This is a genomic window from Afipia sp. P52-10 (assembly GCF_000516555.1).
Lineage (GTDB): Bacteria > Pseudomonadota > Alphaproteobacteria > Rhizobiales > Xanthobacteraceae > P52-10.
In genome coordinates, this window is sequence record NZ_AZSJ01000007.1 from 1,230,797 (window position 1) to 1,246,337 (window position 15,541).

The window sequence follows — 15,541 nt, forward strand, 5'->3', positions numbered from 1 at the left end:
AGGTAACGCCCGCAGTTCGGACGGCACAATCTAAACCTTTTGTTTACCTTAACGGCGCCGGCCGGATTGTGGATAATTGCTTACCGGCTGGGTAACCAGCGCGAAACCGCGCTTTGGCGCGGAACTCCACGTCATAGCTCCTGCCCTGGCTCCCGCCGGCTGGCGCTGACGCAACAACCGGGCACCGCGGCGCGCAATATGATTCGCCTCGGCTCACGCAGGCACGAGAGGTCACACGCGCAAGAGCGCAAAGCGACTGGCCCTGCAAAGGTCTAGGGCATGCGATGCCGGAGTTCTGTGCAGAGCAACATGCAGGCGGCACGCGTTGCGCGTGGTTCCGTCGTGGTGACGGCACATACGTTCCCGTTAGCGATGCGGCAGTGCAACGCCAGCATATGAGTCAAGGAATGAGCCACGGTTAGCATCGACGGTGGACAGCGCCCCTTGAGGCAAGGCGACACAGTTGCCGCTGTAGACCGGCGCTGTTAACAATTCCGAGGCGGCGCGTCGGGGCTGCCCGGCTCCTGGTGATCGTGATCTCATCGGATCACGTTCAATCCCTCTCGCGGCAGCGCATGGAATATTTTGCTCAGCAGCTTATCAACGGACTAGCACTCGGCTCCATCTACGGCCTGATCGCCATCGGCTATACGATGGTCTACGGCATCGTCGGCATGATCAACTTCGCCCACGGTGATGTCTTCATGATCGGCGGTTTCATCTCGCTGATCGCGTTCCTGGTGATCGTTTCGATCGGCCTCACCTCCATTCCCCTGATCCTTCTGCTGGTACTGCTGGTCGCCATGGTCACGACGGCGCTGTACGGCTGGACCGTCGAGCGCATCGCCTACCGGCCGCTGCGCCAGTCGTTCCGTCTCGCCCCGATGCTGTCGGCGATCGGCATGTCGTTCGTGCTCGGCAATTTCGCGCAGGTCTCGCAAGGGGCACAGGTCAAGCCGGTGCCACCGATCGTCACCGGCGGCTATACGCTGTTCGAGCGCAACAACTTCGTCGTCCAGCTCTCTAACGTGCAGATCATCGTCGTCGTGACGACGGTGGTGCTGCTGACGATCTTCTCCTTTATCGTCACGCGCACGCGGCTCGGGCGGGACATGCGCGCCTGCGCCCAGGACCAGACGATGGCCGCTCTGCTCGGCGTCGACACCGACCGCACGATCTCGATGACCTTCGTCATCGGCGCAGCACTCGCGGCCGTCGCCGGCCTGATGTACCTGCTCTATTACGGCGTGGTCGATTTCTACATGGGGTTCATTGCCGGCATTAAGGCGTTCACCGCTGCCGTGCTCGGCGGCATCGGCTCGTTGCCGGGCGCGATGCTCGGGGGACTTGCCATCGGTCTGATCGAAACGTTCTGGTCCGCCTATTTCTCGGTCGAATACAAGGACGTGGCCGCGTTCTCCATCCTGATCATCGTGCTGATCTTCATGCCGACCGGCATCCTCGGCCGCCCGGAAATCGAGAAGGTCTGATGGCGACGGACGCCGCAAACCACATTCCGGTACGCGCCGCGTCTGCGCTGAACGTCGGCTTCATTCTCAAGAAAGCCTTCATCAGCGCGTTCGTCGCGTTCGTGCTGTTCGCCCTGATGATCGGCATACGCACCGACACCGGTCCCTCAGCGCAATTGATCTTCCGCACTCGCTTCGGTGACCTCGCGCTGATCGTGCTTGCGGTCTTCGTCGGCAGCATCATCGTCGAATTGCTGCGGCACAATCTTCGCCATCTGGAGCCCGCCAATCTCATTCCGCCGGCACTCGAAGCACCGCTCGCCAGCGTACGGCGGCTGTTCGGTCCCGTCCTGCTCGGCATCACCCTCGTCATGCCGATCGTCTTCTACTACCTGGATCAGCGCTACATTCTCGATCTCGGCATCCTGATCTTGACCTATGTGATGCTCGGCTGGGGCCTGAACGTGGTCGTCGGCCTTGCCGGTCTGCTCGACCTCGGCTACGTCGCCTTCTATGCGGTCGGCGCCTACTCCTATGCGCTGCTGGCGACCACTTTCGATCTCTCCTTCTGGGTCTGCCTCCCGCTGGCAGGTATCCTTGCCGCGTTCTGGGGCATCCTGCTCGGTTTCCCGGTTCTGCGGCTACGCGGCGACTATCTCGCCATCGTCACGCTGGCCTTTGGCGAAATCATCCGCCTCGTCCTGATCAATTGGCAGGATCTGACCGGCGGCCCGAACGGCATCACCGGCATCCCGCGGCCGAGCTTCTTCGGCTTGCCATTCACGGCCGGCGACGATGGCTTCGCCGCATTCTTCGGCATCGAGTTCTCGCCGCTGCAGCGTATCGTCTTCATGTTCTACCTGATCCTGGCGCTTGCCCTGCTCACCAACTGGGTGACGATCCGTCTGCGCCGCCTGCCGATCGGCCGTGCTTGGGAGGCCTTGCGCGAGGACGAGATCGCCTGCCGCTCGCTCGGCATCAACACCACGACGACAAAGCTCACGGCCTTCGCAGTCGGCGCGATGTTCGGCGGCTTTGCCGGTGCCTTCTTCGCCACGCGGCAGGGCTTCATCAGCCCGGAATCGTTCTCGTTCCTGGAATCGGCCTTCATCCTCGCCATCGTCGTGCTCGGCGGCATGGGCTCGCAGCTTGGTGTCGTGTTGGCGGCGACGGCGATGATCGGCGGCTTCGAGCTGTTCCGCGGACTGGAGCAGTACCGCATGCTGGTGTTCGGCATGGCGATGGTGCTGCTGATGGTGTGGCGCCCGCGCGGCCTCATCGGCCATCGCGCGCCGACGGTGTTCCTCGAGCATAAGCGGGCGATCTCCTCCTCCCTCGTCAAGGAGGGGCATGGATGACCGTCCCTGACCCGATCATCCTCGATGTGACGCACCTGTCGATGCGCTTTGGCGGCATCGTCGCCATCGGCGACCTGAGTTTCAGTGCCGAACGCGGCAAGATCACTGCGCTGATCGGACCGAACGGCGCCGGCAAGACCACTGTGTTCAACTGCATCACCGGCTTCTATAAGCCGACGACAGGAATGATGCGGCTGATCCACGACGACGGCGCGACGTTCCTGCTCGAACGGCTGTTCGATTATCGCATCTCCAAACAGGCGAAGGTCGCGCGCACGTTCCAGAACATCCGCCTGTTCGCCGGCATGACGCTGCTTGAAAACCTGTTGGTCGCCCAGCACAACACATTGATGCGCGCCTCGGGCTATACCTTCCTCGGGCTGCTTGGCGTACCGGCCTTTGCGGCCGCCGAACAACGCTCGATCGATCTCGCACGCTACTGGCTCGACCGCACCGGGCTGCTTGAGCGCGCTGACGATGCTGCGGGCAATCTCGCCTATGGCGATCAGCGGCGGCTGGAAATAGCGCGCGCCATGTGCTCCGAGCCGGCCCTGCTCTGCCTCGATGAGCCTGCGGCCGGACTGAACGGACGCGAAAGCGCCGCTCTGAACGAGTTGCTGCTCGCCATTCGCGCCGATCACGGCACATCGATCCTGCTGATCGAACATGACATGACGGTGGTCATGGAGATTTCCGACCACGTCATCGTCCTCGACCACGGCGTCAAGATCGCCGACGGGCCGCCACGCGCGGTGCGCGACGACCCGAAGGTGATCGCGGCCTATCTCGGCGTCGCCGATGAGGCCGCTGCCGTCGCTGTCATGGAGGGCCGCCGGTGAGCGACGCCTTGCTGCGCATCTCCGCATTGCGCGCGGCCTACGGCAAGATCGTCGCGCTGAAGGGCGTCGACCTGGAGGTCAAGGCCGGCGAAATCGTCGCGCTGATCGGCGCCAACGGAGCCGGCAAGTCGACTTTGATGATGTCGGTGTTCGGCAAGCCGCGGGCCAAGGCCGGACATATCCTGTTCGACGGACGGGATATCACCCATGTCCCGACGCACGCCATCGCCCGGCTGCGCATCGCACAGGCGCCGGAAGGCCGCCGCATCTTCGCACGCATGAGCGTGATGGAGAACCTGCAGATGGGCGCCGATGCGGCCGGCGAGCGTGTTTCCAACGAAGCCAATCTCGACCGCGTGCTCTCGCTGTTTCCAATCCTCAAGGAGCGTTTGAGCCAGCGCGGCGGCACGCTGTCCGGCGGCGAACAGCAGATGCTGGCGATCGGTCGCGCCCTGATGAGCAATCCACGTCTGCTCATGCTGGATGAACCTTCGCTTGGCCTTGCGCCGCTGATCACGCGGCAGATCTTCGACGCCATCCGCGAGCTCAACCGGCGTGACGGATTGACGGTGCTGCTCGTTGAACAGAACGCCAACCACGCGTTACGCCTCGCCCACCGCGGCTATGTGATGGTCAACGGCGTCATCACGCTCTCAGGTTCCGGACAGGAACTGCTGTTGCGGCCGGAAATCCGCTCAGCCTATCTCGAGGGAGGCAGGCACTGATCCCGCAACTCTACAGCAGCGACTCGCTGCTCCATGTCCTGTTCCTCACCTTTGTCCTCGGCTGCGGCTGCGCTTGGATGGCCGGACGAGCGATCGCGCAGACCTGGCGACCGGCCTGGATTGCGGTCGCGGCCATGGTGTTGCTTGGACTCGCGGTCCGTTTCCTGCACTTCGCGCTGTTTCAGGAACCGCTGCTCGAACCCATCACCTATCTGTTCGAGACCGCCTGCCTGATTGCGGTCGCGCTGATCTCCTGGCGACACGCCCGCGCCCAGCAAATGACCCGACAGTATTACTGGCTGTACGAGCCAGCTGGCCCCTTGAACTGGCGGCTGCGCCAAGATGTATCGGCAAAAAGCGCCAAGGGGCTTTAAGATTGTCGATGACTTGGGCCGAAAACCGTTCGACAATAGACCATCGTGCGCCGGAGCCCGATCCGGCGCCTGCTGCATGGAGAGGCGAATGAAACATCTCAAGCTGGCCGGTATGGCGTTTGGCGTGTCGATGGCGATGGCCGCCGTGACCCCAACCTGGGCGCAAGACATCACCATCGCGGTGGCTGGTCCGATGACGGGCGGCGAAGCCGCTTTCGGCCGCCAGATGCGAAACGGTGCCGAACAGTTCGTCGCCGATTTCAATGCCGGCCCCGGCGTGCTCGGCAAGAAGCTGAAGCTTGAAGTGGGCGACGATGCCTGCGACCCGAAACAGGCCCGCTCCGTCGCCGAGAAGCTCGGCAGCATGAAGATTCCGTTCGTTGCCGGTCACTTCTGCTCTGCGTCGTCGATCCCCGCCTCGGAAGCCTACGCTGAGAACAACGTCCTGCAGATCACCCCCGCCTCGACCAACCCGACCTTCACCGAACGCAAGCTCTGGAACGTGCTGCGCGTGTGCGGCCGCGACGATCAGCAGGGCCTGGTCGCCGCCGACTACATCGTCAAGAACTTCAAGGGTAAGAACATCGCGATCCTGAACGACAAGTCGACCTACGGCAAAGGTCTCGCCGACGAGACCAAGAAGGCGCTGAACAAGGCCGGCATTCAGGAGAAGATGTTCGAGTCCTACAATAAGGGCGACAAGGACTTCACCGCGATCGTCTCCCGCCTGAAGCGCGACAACATCGATCTCGTCTATCTCGGTGGCTATCACCAGGAAGGCGGGCTGCTGCTTCGGCAGATGCGCGACCAAGGCCTGAAGACGGTGCTGATGGCGGGCGACGCGCTCAACGACAAGGAGTTCGCTTCGATCACAGGTCCAGCAGCGGAGGGCACGCTCTTCACCTTCGGCCCCGACCCGCGCAACAAGCCGACCGCCAAGGCGATCGTCGACAAGTTCAAGGCCAAGAACATCGATCCTGAAGGCTATACGCTCTACACCTACGCGGCGATGCAGGTCTGGACGCAGGCTGTCGCCAAGGCCGGCACCACCGACGCCAAGAAGGTGGCGGATACGATCAAGGCCGGAAGCTGGGACACCGTGCTGGGCCAGATGTCGTTCGACACCAAGGGCGACATCAAGCTGCTCGACTACGTCGTGTACAAGTGGGACGCCAAGGGCAACTACACCGAGATCAATCCCGGTAAGGGCTCCTGATCGGCGGCATCATCGCCACGCAAATATCGAAGCCGCCCTCGCATGAGGGCGGCTTTTCTCTTTCGCAGCATCCTCGCGATGTGAACCCGTGTTGCTAAAGCATGATCCGGAAAAGTGTGAAGCGGTTTTCCGACAAGACCATGCTTGAACAATAAGCTAAAGCGCGAGGATGATTCATTCCGATCTCATCGCGCTTTAGCCGAACTGGCCAAGCACCGGAAACATCTCCAGCATCCAGATGCTGACATGGGTAATCGCTCCGGTGAGGAAGCCGATGCCGGTCAGGATCATCAGCGCTCCCATTGCTCGCTCGACATTGAGAAGCTGACCGCGAAACCGCTGGAACAACGCTGAGAACCGCTCCACCGCGAAGGCCGCGATCAGGAACGGGATGCCGAGCCCGGCGGAATAGACCGCCAGCAGGCTCGCTCCCTTCGCCACGGTTGCTTCCGATGCAGCCACCGCGAGAATCGCTGCCAGGATCGGTCCGATGCAAGGCGTCCAACCGAACGCGAAGGCCAGCCCCATGACATAAGCGCCCCAGAGACCGACCGGCTTTGCCATCCCAAGCCGCCCCTCGCGCATCAAGAAGCCAATCCGCGTCACCCCGAGGAAATGCAGCCCCATGACAATGATGATAATGCCGGCAACGATCGACAACTCCGCCGTCCAGGAGCGCACCAGCGCGCCGACGATGCTGGCACTCGCCCCGAGCGCCACGAAAACGGTCGAAAAGCCGAGAACGAACATCAGCGCTGCGACCATGACGGCACGGCGCGAAACGGAGCGCGATTCACCGCTGGCGACGTGTTCGATGGTCGCGCCGGTCAGATAGACCACATATGGCGGCACCAGCGGCAGCACGCAGGGCGAAAGGAAGCTGATGATGCCCGCAACCAGCGCGGCAAGGATGGAAACATCGGAAGCCATGGCGCTTAATGCGATGCAATCCCCGTTGGCGCAAGAGCAGGAGGCATCAGTTCCTTGCGATGTGAAGATGCGTGATCGTCGGCAGTTGACCGGCGCCCTCTCCTGCGCTCATCTGCGATCCGCAAAGGCAGGCTGCGCATGAACAATCTCCTCACCGACATCAAAGGCGTCCAGGTCGGCCATGCCGACGACGGCAAGCTCGCCTCCGGCGTCACCGCGATCCTGTTCGACCGGCCGACGGTCGCGGCGATGGATGTCCGCGGCGGCGGCCCTGGCACCCGCGAGGGCGCGCTGCTCGACCTCGCCAACACTGTGGAAGCGATCGACGGGCTTGCGCTGTCCGGTGGCTCCGCCTTCGGCCTCGATGCGGCCGGCGGGGTGATGGGATTCATGGCCGAACGCGGCCGCGGCTTCCATGTCGGCAATGCCATTGTGCCGATCGTTCCCGGCGCGATCTGCTTCGATTTGCTGAACGGCGGCGACAAGGCATGGGGGCGCTTCTCGCCCTATCGCGAACTGGGCTATGCCGCGGCGGCCGCGGCGAGCGCCTCCGGCTTTTCGCTTGGCAGCGTCGGCGCCGGGCTCGGCGCGACCACCGCGGGCTGGAAGGGCGGCATCGGCTCGGCGTCGGCGACGACCAGTAATGGCATCAAGGTCGCGGCCCTTGCCGTGGTGAATGCGGCCGGCAGCGTCGTGATCGGTGACGGTCCCTGGTTCTGGGCCGCGCCGTTCGAGGTCGGAGGCGAATTCGGTGGATGCGGACAGCCGCCAGCCTTCACGCCGGACATGCATGCCCTGAAGCTCAAGGGCGGCGCCCGCGCGACGCCGATCGAAAATACCACGCTCGCCGTCGTCGTCACCAACGCGAAGCTGACGAAGGCCCAGGCCAAACGTTTGGCGATCATCGCCCAGACCGGATTTGCGCGATCGATCAACCCGGTTCATGCGCCGCTCGATGGCGACGTGCTGTTCGCAGCCGCGACCGGGGAGAAGCCGATCGACGGCCCGATTGCGATCAGCGAGCTCGGCATGCAGGCGGCCAACACTGTCGCGCGGGCCATCGCGCGCGGCGTGTACGAGGCGACCGCATTGCCGTTCGCAGGCAGCCTGCCCGCCTGGAAAGACCGGTTCGCCCGCTGATGCGACCTTGAACCCGGTTGCGATCGGGAGCGCCCGAGTGAGTGCAGTCGAGTGGATCTGAACATCGCACTCGAACACTTAAGGACGCCCGGAACTGCATGACGAACCTTCCACCGCGAGAAGCGCCGGGCTGGCGCATCCTCGGATCACAGTGAACTGGCGAACCTGCCGGAAGAAAACTCGGCGGCGCACTGGCGATCATCGCGGCATGCGCGGCGATCTTGACGGCGCTGCTCGTTCTGATCGTCACCTGGCTGATCGCCCTTCGGCGACTTCTACGCAATCACCATGATGTCGCAGTCGATCTTCGGCCGCTCGACGAGCGCAAGCCTCGCCCGCCTTTCGCTTCGACTGCAACTTTTGATGGTGTTGTGGGCCGTCGTGTTCACGGCAATGACCGTTGCACGCAACTCCGCGGCGATCGGGTCGCAAAATCGCCGTGCGGGTAATTATCGCGCAAGGTGCTTTCGATCCTGGCAGCCAGATGATGCTGCTGCCCAACAGTCTGTTCGATATTGTGCTGGCCGCCGCCTTCTGGGGCTACATGCACGAGGGCTGCAGGCCCGATCTCTTTTTCCGCAAACGCGTGCGGCGCTGAATTTCAAAGTACCCATCAATACGTATCAATACGGAGAAGTGCGCACCTACGGACCTCGCGCGGTATGATCATGGCGAAATATACTTTGAATCGCACATGATACCGCTGCCACTTAAGGTTAGCATTTGCTTGACGTTGAGCTCTCAAACCAATCGCGCATGGTCATTCCTGCGCGCAGTGAGCGCGCGAATGAAGGGAGAAAATGTCATGATGAAGTTGGTTGGTCTTGCAGTCGCCGCGACGATCGCAATGAGTGCCCCGGCTTTCGCCCGTGGCGGAGGCCAGGGTCTCAACGTGAACGCGGCAGTCCTGACGGGTAAGGGAGGCGTACTTGGCCTGCTGTCCGGTCGGGGCGGTCTCGTGGTCGATACCCAAGTGACGACCGGCAAGGGCGGCGTTCTCGGCGCCGTGCTCGGCCGTGGCGGTCTGCTGGGTGGTCTGCTCGGCGGCGGCGGCTGCGGCTGCCACTGAATCGCAACTTAGCGGACGGGAGCATTCTCCCGTCCGCGCTTTACTTCTTGTTACCTCTTGGCGATTTGAAGCGGGAGCTTGGCAGACGTTTCCTTGGCCGGCTCCTTCTCGAAAGGCGCGAAGCGCTTACTGATCGACGTGCCGAAGATCAGGGCATCGGCGTGAATGCCCGAGAGCAGCTTACCCGTTGCATACGTCACGTCTGCTCCCAGCGTCAGATCATTACCAAGGTCGTACTGAACGCCACCTGAGAACGTTGCGGTCTCCGAACTGTAGATCGAATCCAGATACTCCGACGTGACGTAACCAGCCGAGGCGAGAAGCTTGAGCTTGTCATAGGCCTGCCAGGTACCGCGCAGCGAGTAGATCGAATCGATCGTGATCGGCGAGATCGGAAATGTCGTTTCCCCCGCGCGGCGCACGGCAGAGGCTTCAAGCGTGAACGGCGCCGGCCGCCAAGTGACATTGGCCTCGAACATGTTGCGCTTGACGTTGGTGAAGTCCGGGTCGTGCCAGGTTCCGTATAGACGGGAGATCGCAGCGAACGCCGTCAGGTCCTTGCTGGTGTAGCGGGCGAAGAGGAACGGCTGGAGACGCTCATTGTTGCGCCGATAGCCGAAGTCGTCGAATTCCTCGAGATAGCGACGCACCGAATAGTTCGCCGACACGCCCACTTCCATCTTGTCGCCAACCACGCTGACGCCGGGAATAACGGTCGCGCGCCAGTATTGCTGCGGGCTGGGCAGGAAGTCCTGAAAGATCACGTTGGTCTGGTTCAGGCTGGAGCGGCCGACCTCGCCGGTCGCGAACAGCTTGAGCGCCCCCACGCGGACCTCGCCCTTCAACGACTGGATCATGTCGGACGAGCGCAGATTGTAGGTGCGAACATCGGAGAGCGTCGTCGTCGATGTCAGGTTCGCCTGGTCGTCGCCGATCGATCCGCGCAGAATCGCCTTGCCGGAAAGTGCTGGTGTCGCTAGCGGATTCGAGTACAGCGTGCTGGACGCCTCGCCGACAAAACCCAATGTGTACTTGTCGCCGGTCTGGCCGGCGATCATCGCTGTTTCACTGGAGATGAACGCGCTGCCGCCGATGCCATGCACCGAGAACTCGGGGTTGGTGTCGTAACCGCCGCGCAGCTTCAGCGAAGCAACGAAGTTTTCTTCCGCCGATCCGATTGCCGGCGTCGCGACGCACAAGCCAAGACCGAGCACCACTCCCGCGAAACGCATCGACATCACTCCGGACAACACGGCGTGACATCATTCCTAACGAACGTGGTTACCGACGAATGAATTTCATCGTGAGATACGTAGTGATCCGGAGATCGCCCAGCGGTCGCGGGCGCAAGCGGGTTAAGCGCCGTTAAGCATCGATCGTGAGCACGCGCGTTCGCGATGCCCCGCCGTCCGGACCGTTAATCTGCGTCCGGCGGTAACTGTCGAGGAAGCTGGACAGCTCGTTCCGGTTGATCGCGCCATCATGGTCGCTGTCGATCTTGTCGAAGATCGCAGCCGCGTCGGCCTTGCTACCATTGCTACCCGCGGCAGCATCGAATTCGGTCTTGCTGACACTGCCGTTCTGGCTCGTCTGCATGAGATCGAGCAGCACCGAGAGCGACCGCTTCTTGCGCTCCACGCCTTGAGCCTGGCCTTGCGCCGACAGAAGCGTGTCCAGCATCTCACGTGACAGGTTTTCGGTGGGAGCCGATGCGACAGGCGAAGATATCGACGACTCGACCGGCTGCGCGGGCGCTGCGATCTCGAAACCGGTCTGCCGTGCGCCGCCACCGCCGTTTTTCGCGGATGCCTTCTCCACAAGCTGCGACAGGATATCGACGGCGGCGGAAGCGGCTGCAATGGTGAACAGCATAGCGGACCCTTGAAAACCGACGTGGCGGCGCGCCACGGCACGTCTCCCAGTCAAGCAAGCGCTGTGCCGCCTTTGCTGCTTTGAAAGACAAAGGTTTTTCCGGTTCCCGAGGCGCCAGGCCATCGGCAAACTCCGCCACTACAGGCAAAACTTGCCCGCCATCCACCGCCGCGCGCGATCGTGCCGGCAGTCTGCATTGCCCCTGATGCTCCGCCCGTGTTAGGCCGGGCGCAATCCGCAGAGGTTATCCGCGTCATGCTGCGCCCGTTGGTCATTGCCCCGTCCATCCTCGCCTCCGATTTCGCCAAACTCGGAGAGGAAGTCCGCGCGATCGATCGCGCCGGAGCTGACTGGGTGCATCTCGACGTGATGGACGGCCACTTCGTGCCAAACATCTCGTTCGGTCCCGACGTCATCAAGGCGATGCGGCCGCACTCGCAGAAGGTGTTCGATACCCATCTGATGATCGCGCCGTGCGATCCCTACCTCGAGGCCTTCGCCAAGGCCGGCTCCGACATCATCACCGTGCATGCCGAGGCGGGTCCGCACCTGCACCGCTCGTTGCAGGCGATCCGCGCACTCGGCAAGAAAGCTGGCGTCTCGCTCAATCCGGCCACGCCGGCCTCGGCCATCGAGCATGTGATCGACCTGCTCGATCTGGTGCTGGTGATGTCGGTCAATCCGGGCTTCGGCGGCCAGAAATTCATCGCCTCGGCACTCGACAAGATCCGCAACGTGCGTGCGCTGGCTGCGGGGCGCCCGATCGACATCGAGGTGGATGGCGGCGTGACGGCGGAGAATGCGGCCGATATCGTCGCCGCGGGCGCCAACGCGCTGGTTGCGGGCTCCGCCGTGTTCAAGGGCGGCACCGAGGCCGCCTATCAGGCGAATATTTCGGCGATCCGTCAGGCCGGCGCCGGAGCGCGCGGCGAAGCCGCTTAAGCGCGAACGGCCCCACGTCGCAAATTTGATACAGCGGCTCGCGGGCGAGCCGTGGCCTGGAAATCCGCCGTGGACGCCCTTTTCGAAGCAATTGCAGGACGTTGCCGGCTCTGTTAAACGCTCCTGTCAGCGAGAGAGCGCGCCCATGATCCCCCGTTATTCCCGACCTGAAATGGCTTCCATCTGGGAGCCGCAAACCCGCTTCCGGATCTGGTTCGAGATCGAGGCCCATGCCACCGACGCGCTGGCCGACCTCGGCGTGGTTCCCAAGGAAGCCGCCAAGGCTGTCTGGGACAAGGCGAAGAACGCCACCTTCGACGTTGCCCGCATCGACGAGATCGAACGCGAGACCAAACACGACGTCATCGCCTTCCTGACCCATCTGGCCGAGATCGTCGGCCCGGAGGCGCGTTTCGTTCACCAGGGCATGACCTCCTCCGACGTGCTCGACACCTGCTTCAACGTGCAGCTGGTGCGCGCCACCGATATTCTGCTGGCCGACATCGACGCCCTGCTCGCCGCCATCAAGCGCCGCGCCTTCGAGCACAAGATGACGCCGACCATAGGCCGCTCGCACGGCATTCATGCCGAGCCGGTCACCTTCGGCCTGAAGCTCGCGCAGGCCTATGCCGAATTCGACCGCTGCAAACAGCGCCTGATCGCAGCACGCAAGGAAGTGGCGACCTGCGCCATCTCCGGCGCCGTCGGCACCTTCGCCAACATCGACCCACGGGTCGAGGCGCACGTTGCCAAGCAGATGGGCCTCGCCGTCGAGCCGGTCTCGACGCAGGTGATCCCGCGCGATCGTCACGCGATGTATTTCGCCACGCTCGCGGTGGTCGCCTCGTCCATTGAACGATTGGCCACCGAGATCCGCCACCTGCAGCGTTCGGAAGTCTACGAAGCCGAGGAGTTCTTCTCCGAAGGCCAGAAAGGCTCCTCGGCGATGCCGCACAAGCGCAACCCGGTGCTAACGGAAAACCTCACCGGGCTTGCCCGCATGGTCCGCTCCTACGCCGCGCCGGCGATGGAGAACGTGGCGCTGTGGCACGAACGCGATATCTCTCACTCCTCGGTGGAGCGGATGATCGGCCCCGACGCCACTGTGACGCTCGATTTCGCGCTCATGCGGCTCGCAGGAGTTATCGACAAGCTGTTGGTCTATCCGCAGAACATGCAGAAGAATCTGGATCGGCTCGGCGGCCTGGTCCATTCGCAGCGCGTGCTGCTGGCGTTGACGCAAAAGGGCGTCAGCCGCGAGGATGCCTACCGCCTGGTGCAACGCAACGCGATGCCGGTCTGGCGCGGCGAAGGCGACTTCCTCGCCCTGCTGAAAAAAGACGCCGACGTGAAGGCCCGCCTGTCGGATGCCGAACTCGAAGAGCTGTTCGACCTCGGCTATCACCTCAAGCACGTCGATACGATCTTCAAGCGAGTGTTCGGGTCAGCCTGAGGCCGACCTCGCAGCCGGAACCAACTCGGCTCCGACTGCCCAACTTTAGCCCCGACAATCCGCAATTTGCTTACTGTACGGTAACCGCGGATCGGCTAATTTTCCCGTTGTGACAGCGTCGCCCACCATCCTTGTGTTCGATTCCGGTCTCGGCGGACTGACCGTCTTCCGCGAGATCGTGGCGGCACGGCCGGATGCCAACTACGTCTACGTCGCCGACGACGCATTCTTTCCTTATGGCCATCACACCGAGGAGGAGATCGTCGGGCGCGTGGTGCCGCTGATCGGCGCGCTGATCGCCGAACATGAACCTGATGTCACGGTGATCGCCTGCAACACCGCCTCGACGCTGGTGATGCCGCATCTGCGCGCCAACTACACCGTCCCTTTCGTGGGCACTGTCCCTGCGATCAAGCCGGCTTGCGCGAGCTCGCGCAGCAAGCGCGTCTCCGTGCTGGGCACAAAGGGCACCGTCAAGCGCGAATACACCCGTGCGCTGATTCGTGACTTCGGCCAGGGCTGCGAGGTGACTCTGGTCGGCGCGGCCAACCTCGCTGCGATCGGCGAAGCGGCCTTGCGCGGTGAGTCTGTCAGCGACGACGCCATCGTCGCCGAGATTGCCCCCTGCTTTCTGAACGGCGAAGCCCGCACCGATACCGTGGTGCTCGCCTGCACCCATTATCCGCTGCTGCTGGACCGCCTCATACGGCTCGCTCCCTGGCCGGTGGACTGGATCGACCCGGCCCCGGCGATCGCCAGGCGGACTGCGGACCTGCTTGGCGCGCACCATGGGTCCGGGCCTGCGGCAGCGCCACGGATGCTGTTCACCTCGGGCCGTCCGGCCATGCCGGAACAGATTCTGGCGCCCTTTCTTGCCCGCCGGGCCGCGGCTTGAGGGGCAAGGAACCAGCAAGAACCGGCTCATCGCCTGGAAACAATATTCGCACTGCGGTATGGGTCATCCGCAGCATAGTCATGCTGCTATCTGCGGATTNAAAGAACCGCCGAGTCTCGCGCGGGCACGTTCCAGCACGTAAACAGACGCCTCCTACAACTGAAACGCGTTTCCCGGAGAATTGGTATGAGGCTGTCCGCACGTTTGGCTGGACTGGTTTTGATGGTGTTTGCGACGGCAGCCCAGGCGCAATCGTGGCCCAGCCGGCCCATCACCCTCGTCGTACCCTATCCGCCAGGCGCCTCGTCTGACCTTGCGGGGCGGATCATGGCCGACCGGATCGCCGCCGCGACAGGCCAGACAGTGGTGGTCGAGAACAAGGCCGGCGCCGGCGGCTCAATCGGCAGTGCTGCGGTCTCGGCAGCCGCCCCCGATGGCTACACGCTGCTCCTCGGCAACAATGCCTCCACGGTGATCTACACGGTGATGAGCAAGACGCCGCGCTACAACGCCTTGCGCGACTTCACCCCGATTGCCCAGCTCGCCCGCTCCGACCAGTACATCGGCGTCAACGCCGATCTGCCGGTCAAGACGCTGCAAGACCTGATCGCGCTGGCGAAATCCCAACCGGGCAAGCTGAATTTCGGCTCCGCAGGGCTCGGCTCGGCAGGTCACTTTTCCGGCGAGCAGTTCAAGTTGCAGACCGGCACCGACCTTTTCCACGTCCCCTACCGGGGTAGCGCCGCCGCCCTCACCGACCTGATCGCGGGCCGGGTGCAGGTCATGTTCGATCCCGTGGTGGTGACGCAAAAGGACGCCGGCGTGCGCGTGCTGGCATCGAGCGGCACCGAACGCTCCAAGACCACCCCGGACGTGCCAACCACTGCGGAAAGCGGCCTGCCTGACTACACCAGCAGTGGCTTCTTCGGCCTGTTCGGCCCGCCCGGCCTGCCGAAGGAGATCACGGACCGCCTCGCGGCGATCATTGTGGAAGCGGCAGCCGACCCGAAGATCCAAGACATCCTGGTCAAGGCCGGGCTCGCCGCCGAGGGCCTTGGAACCGAGGCCTTCATCGCCAGGATCAAGGCCGCCGACGCCCAGTACCGCGACATCAAGGAGCGCAGCAAAATCCCCGATGCGGATTGAGCACTGCATTGACCCTGCACGGCTTTTGACCTAAAAGCCCCCTGCTCGCGGGCCGTTTTCGGCCCGCGTTGCGTTTCGCGACCCGTGGTCCGACCCTCTGCTTGGGGGCTGGG

15 protein-coding genes are annotated in these 15,541 nt (G+C 63.2%); 12 read left to right on the forward strand and 3 right to left on the reverse strand.

The genetic code is table 11. The features are described 5' to 3' along the window. Window positions 1-575: 575 nt before the first annotated feature. The 6 genes from X566_RS23165 to X566_RS23190 all read left to right on the forward strand — a co-directional run bounded on the left by X566_RS23165 (window position 576) and on the right by X566_RS23190 (window position 5,981). Window positions 576-1,490, forward strand: a complete 915-nt coding sequence (locus tag X566_RS23165; RefSeq protein ID WP_034472893.1) for an ABC transporter permease subunit — start codon at window positions 576-578, stop codon at window positions 1,488-1,490. After that, on the forward strand, window positions 1,490-2,827 hold the full coding sequence (gene livM, locus X566_RS23170; RefSeq protein ID WP_034471986.1) for a high-affinity branched-chain amino acid ABC transporter permease LivM: 1,338 nt from the start codon (window positions 1,490-1,492) through the stop codon (window positions 2,825-2,827). Before X566_RS23165 ends, livM begins: the two co-directional genes overlap by 1 nt. Continuing rightward, the gene (locus tag X566_RS23175; RefSeq protein ID WP_034471990.1) at window positions 2,824-3,666 is read left to right on the forward strand and encodes an ABC transporter ATP-binding protein; all 843 of its coding nucleotides are present in this window, start codon (window positions 2,824-2,826) and stop codon (window positions 3,664-3,666) included. The genes livM and X566_RS23175 overlap by 4 nt, the downstream gene beginning before the upstream one ends. After that, entirely contained in the window at window positions 3,663-4,391 is a 729-nt protein-coding gene (locus tag X566_RS23180) for an ABC transporter ATP-binding protein (protein ID WP_034471992.1), read from the forward strand. Before X566_RS23175 ends, X566_RS23180 begins: the two co-directional genes overlap by 4 nt. A 38-nt stretch (window positions 4,392-4,429) precedes the next feature. Next, window positions 4,430-4,765 (forward strand): DUF6867 family protein, encoded by a 336-nt coding sequence (locus X566_RS23185; protein WP_343213153.1) that lies wholly within the window; start codon window positions 4,430-4,432, stop codon window positions 4,763-4,765. A gap of 88 nt (window positions 4,766-4,853) precedes the next feature. Next, entirely contained in the window at window positions 4,854-5,981 is a 1,128-nt protein-coding gene (locus tag X566_RS23190) for a branched-chain amino acid ABC transporter substrate-binding protein (protein ID WP_034471997.1), read from the forward strand. A 195-nt stretch (window positions 5,982-6,176) separates the two neighbouring features. Here the strand turns inward: X566_RS23190 and X566_RS23195 are convergent, their stop codons facing one another. After that, a complete protein-coding gene (locus tag X566_RS23195; protein ID WP_034472000.1) occupies window positions 6,177-6,911 on the reverse strand; it encodes a cytochrome c biogenesis CcdA family protein in 735 nt (244 codons plus the stop codon). A gap of 138 nt (window positions 6,912-7,049) precedes the next feature. Here X566_RS23195 and X566_RS23200 point away from each other — a divergent pair, with 138 nt between their 5' ends. Both X566_RS23200 and X566_RS23205 read left to right on the forward strand, forming a co-directional pair. Beyond that, window positions 7,050-8,051, forward strand: a complete 1,002-nt coding sequence (locus tag X566_RS23200) for a P1 family peptidase (protein WP_034472002.1) — start codon at window positions 7,050-7,052, stop codon at window positions 8,049-8,051. Window positions 8,052-8,856: 805 nt separating this feature from the next. Further along, the gene (locus tag X566_RS23205; protein WP_034472895.1) at window positions 8,857-9,120 is read left to right on the forward strand and encodes a hypothetical protein; all 264 of its coding nucleotides are present in this window, start codon (window positions 8,857-8,859) and stop codon (window positions 9,118-9,120) included. A gap of 50 nt (window positions 9,121-9,170) precedes the next feature. On the opposite strand, the gene X566_RS23210 is transcribed toward X566_RS23205, so the two are convergent. Together X566_RS23210 and X566_RS23215 are read right to left on the reverse strand one after the other, a co-directional pair. Next, window positions 9,171-10,352: an outer membrane beta-barrel protein gene (locus tag X566_RS23210; RefSeq protein WP_034472896.1), complete on the reverse strand. Its 1,182-nt coding sequence runs from the start codon at window positions 10,350-10,352 to the stop codon at window positions 9,171-9,173. Between the two features lie 133 nt (window positions 10,353-10,485). Further along, window positions 10,486-11,115 carry an EF-hand domain-containing protein gene (locus X566_RS23215; RefSeq protein WP_152540033.1) on the reverse strand — a complete coding sequence of 210 codons (630 nt, stop codon included), beginning with the start codon at window positions 11,113-11,115 and terminating at the stop codon, window positions 10,486-10,488. A gap of 132 nt (window positions 11,116-11,247) precedes the next feature. Here X566_RS23215 and rpe point away from each other — a divergent pair, with 132 nt between their 5' ends. The 4 genes from rpe (at window position 11,248) to X566_RS23235 (ending at window position 15,428) form a co-directional block, all read left to right on the forward strand. After that, window positions 11,248-11,934 (forward strand): ribulose-phosphate 3-epimerase, encoded by a 687-nt coding sequence (gene rpe / locus X566_RS23220; RefSeq protein WP_034472007.1) that lies wholly within the window; start codon window positions 11,248-11,250, stop codon window positions 11,932-11,934. A 145-nt stretch (window positions 11,935-12,079) separates the two neighbouring features. Continuing rightward, window positions 12,080-13,387, forward strand: a complete 1,308-nt coding sequence (purB, locus tag X566_RS23225) for an adenylosuccinate lyase (protein WP_034472010.1) — start codon at window positions 12,080-12,082, stop codon at window positions 13,385-13,387. Between the two features lie 109 nt (window positions 13,388-13,496). After that, the gene (gene murI / locus X566_RS23230) at window positions 13,497-14,282 is read left to right on the forward strand and encodes a glutamate racemase (protein ID WP_034472012.1); all 786 of its coding nucleotides are present in this window, start codon (window positions 13,497-13,499) and stop codon (window positions 14,280-14,282) included. Between the two features lie 327 nt (window positions 14,283-14,609). After that, entirely contained in the window at window positions 14,610-15,428 is an 819-nt protein-coding gene (locus tag X566_RS23235) for a tripartite tricarboxylate transporter substrate binding protein (RefSeq protein WP_160170517.1), read from the forward strand. Window positions 15,429-15,541: the final 113 nt, after the last annotated feature.

What these genes read in the sequence shown, in the direction of transcription:
- X566_RS23175 (WP_034471990.1), top strand. Translation starts at nt 2,824, where the DNA reads ATGACCGTCCCTGACCCGATCATCCTCGATGTGACGCACCTGTCGATG.
- X566_RS23200 (WP_034472002.1), top strand. Translation starts at nt 7,050, where the DNA reads ATGAACAATCTCCTCACCGACATCAAAGGCGTCCAGGTCGGCCATGCC.
- X566_RS23215 (WP_152540033.1), bottom strand. Translation starts at nt 11,115, where the DNA reads ATGGCCTGGCGCCTCGGGAACCGGAAAAACCTTTGTCTTTCAAAGCAG.
- purB (WP_034472010.1), top strand. Translation starts at nt 12,080, where the DNA reads ATGATCCCCCGTTATTCCCGACCTGAAATGGCTTCCATCTGGGAGCCG.
- X566_RS23190 (WP_034471997.1), top strand. Translation starts at nt 4,854, where the DNA reads ATGAAACATCTCAAGCTGGCCGGTATGGCGTTTGGCGTGTCGATGGCG.
- livM (WP_034471986.1), top strand. Translation starts at nt 1,490, where the DNA reads ATGGCGACGGACGCCGCAAACCACATTCCGGTACGCGCCGCGTCTGCG.
- X566_RS23235 (WP_160170517.1), top strand. Translation starts at nt 14,610, where the DNA reads ATGGCCGACCGGATCGCCGCCGCGACAGGCCAGACAGTGGTGGTCGAG.
- X566_RS23210 (WP_034472896.1), bottom strand. Translation starts at nt 10,352, where the DNA reads ATGCGTTTCGCGGGAGTGGTGCTCGGTCTTGGCTTGTGCGTCGCGACG.
- X566_RS23205 (WP_034472895.1), top strand. Translation starts at nt 8,857, where the DNA reads ATGATGAAGTTGGTTGGTCTTGCAGTCGCCGCGACGATCGCAATGAGT.
- X566_RS23165 (WP_034472893.1), top strand. Translation starts at nt 576, where the DNA reads ATGGAATATTTTGCTCAGCAGCTTATCAACGGACTAGCACTCGGCTCC.
- X566_RS23195 (WP_034472000.1), bottom strand. Translation starts at nt 6,911, where the DNA reads ATGGCTTCCGATGTTTCCATCCTTGCCGCGCTGGTTGCGGGCATCATC.
- rpe (WP_034472007.1), top strand. Translation starts at nt 11,248, where the DNA reads ATGCTGCGCCCGTTGGTCATTGCCCCGTCCATCCTCGCCTCCGATTTC.